This is a genomic window from Streptomyces sp. NPDC058086, assembly GCF_042885015.1.
Lineage (GTDB): Bacteria > Actinomycetota > Actinomycetes > Streptomycetales > Streptomycetaceae > Streptomyces.
Genome location: NZ_JBHVST010000293.1, coordinates 1 through 1,529, shown reverse-complemented (window position 1 = coordinate 1,529; position 1,529 = coordinate 1). Strand labels below are relative to the sequence as shown.

General features: G+C 69.4%; 1 protein-coding gene and 2 pseudogenes. All 3 read left to right on the top strand.

Annotated elements, in window-relative coordinates; genetic code table 11:
* A pseudogene (locus tag ACFVWD_RS58340) lies at window positions 1–177 on the top strand (DNA primase); the annotation flags it as partial.
* 205 nt (window positions 178–382) lie between these two features.
* Entirely contained in the window at window positions 383–769 is a 387-nt protein-coding gene (locus ACFVWD_RS58335; protein WP_030592536.1) for a DUF6009 family protein, read from the top strand.
* 136 nt (window positions 770–905) lie between these two features.
* A pseudogene (locus tag ACFVWD_RS58330) lies at window positions 906–1,529 on the top strand (5-methyltetrahydropteroyltriglutamate--homocysteine methyltransferase); the annotation flags it as partial.

Sequence of the window (1,529 nt, the reverse complement as noted above, 5' to 3'; positions counted from 1 at the left end):
CTGCTCTACGCCTCGTACAGCAACTGGTGAGCGACCAGCGAAGGCATCCGCCCCGGAACCGCCCGCGCCTTCGCCACCCGTGTCCGCCAGGAAGTGGGCCTCGCATCGCCCGCCGACATGATCAAATCCAACGGCCGCAAGTTCTACCCCCACCTCGCTCTGGCGGCCGACGAATGAACGTCCCCGAACCGGAGGCACTGCCGCGCGAAAGCGGGCCCCCTCTACGATATGAGTGCCCCCTGGACGTACCGGGCCGCGCCCTCCGCCGGGAACCGGCGCCACAGGCGGCCCGCACCACTACGGCACCCCATCGCAGATGAACACACGCACCACGCAGGCACCGCCCCACCCGGTGCACGCCGATGAAGGAGAGGTCGCCGCCATGAGCTCGCTACTGACCGACAGCGATCTCGTCCACGAGGCGAACGTCGTGTGGCTCGAAGACCCCGAGGGCCTCGACTACGTCCGCCAGGCCCTGGACAAGACCCCCCGGCGCAAGAACAAACCGCGCTACGCCCGCGACGGCCGCATGATCGGCTACATCGAACTCGGGGCCGACGCCGAGGCGGACCCTGACAGCGGCCTGTACCGGCGCCGGGTCTTCTTCCTGCTCCCGCACGACCGGGACTCCGATCCCGAAGGCGTCTACCGCCAAGGCGCCCCCGGAGAGGCCGTCGACCCCCGCACCATCGAGCCCAACCGCGTCGGCGAGAAAACCCCCCGCTCCCAGCTGGGCACCTCCTCCGCCGTGGCCACGACCGGATCCTAGAACCCCGCCGGCTCTCTCCCCCGCCCTACACCACCACGTCCCGCCGCGCGGCAGTTTCGCCTGAACTTCCCCTGCACACACGGCAATCAGGGCTTTCCGGTGATCCGGACCCCGACCTCTTCCTATTCTTCCGACCATGACCATCGCCACTGAGCCGATCGGCAGCCTTCCGCGTTCCGCGACCCTCATGCACGCCCTCACCGCACACGCCCAGGGAACCCTGGACGACAGGGACCTCGCCAAACAGCAGGAGCAGGCCGTCGCGGACACCCTGGCCCAGCTGGAACGAGTCGGCAGCCCTGTCCTCGTGGACGGCGAACAGTCCAAGCCGAGCTTCGCCACCTACCCCGTGACCGGCCTCGACACCCTCTCCCCGGACGGTGCCGTCATCCCCTTCGCCGACGGGCACACCCGACAGCTCCCCAGCATCACGCAAGGGCCCTTCCGCTACCAGGTGCGGGCCGAGACCTATCTCCGCGCAGCACGGCAGTTCACGGACCGCCCCCTGAAGCAGGCGGTCATCGCACCCTCCGCCCTCAGCCTCCTCTACCCCGCCACACCCATCGAGGGCTACCCCCGCGAGGAGTTCCTGCGCGACCTCGCCGACGAGGCCGAGGCCGACATCCGCGGCTGCCTGGACGCGGGCGCACACGTCGTCCAGCTCGACTTCACCGAAGGACGGCTCTCCCTCAAGCTCGACCCCAGCGGCGGCGTCCTCGACGACTTCATCGCCCTCAACAACGAGGTCCTGGGACGCTTC

What these genes read in the sequence shown, in the direction of transcription:
- ACFVWD_RS58335 (WP_030592536.1), top strand. Translation starts at nt 383, where the DNA reads ATGAGCTCGCTACTGACCGACAGCGATCTCGTCCACGAGGCGAACGTC.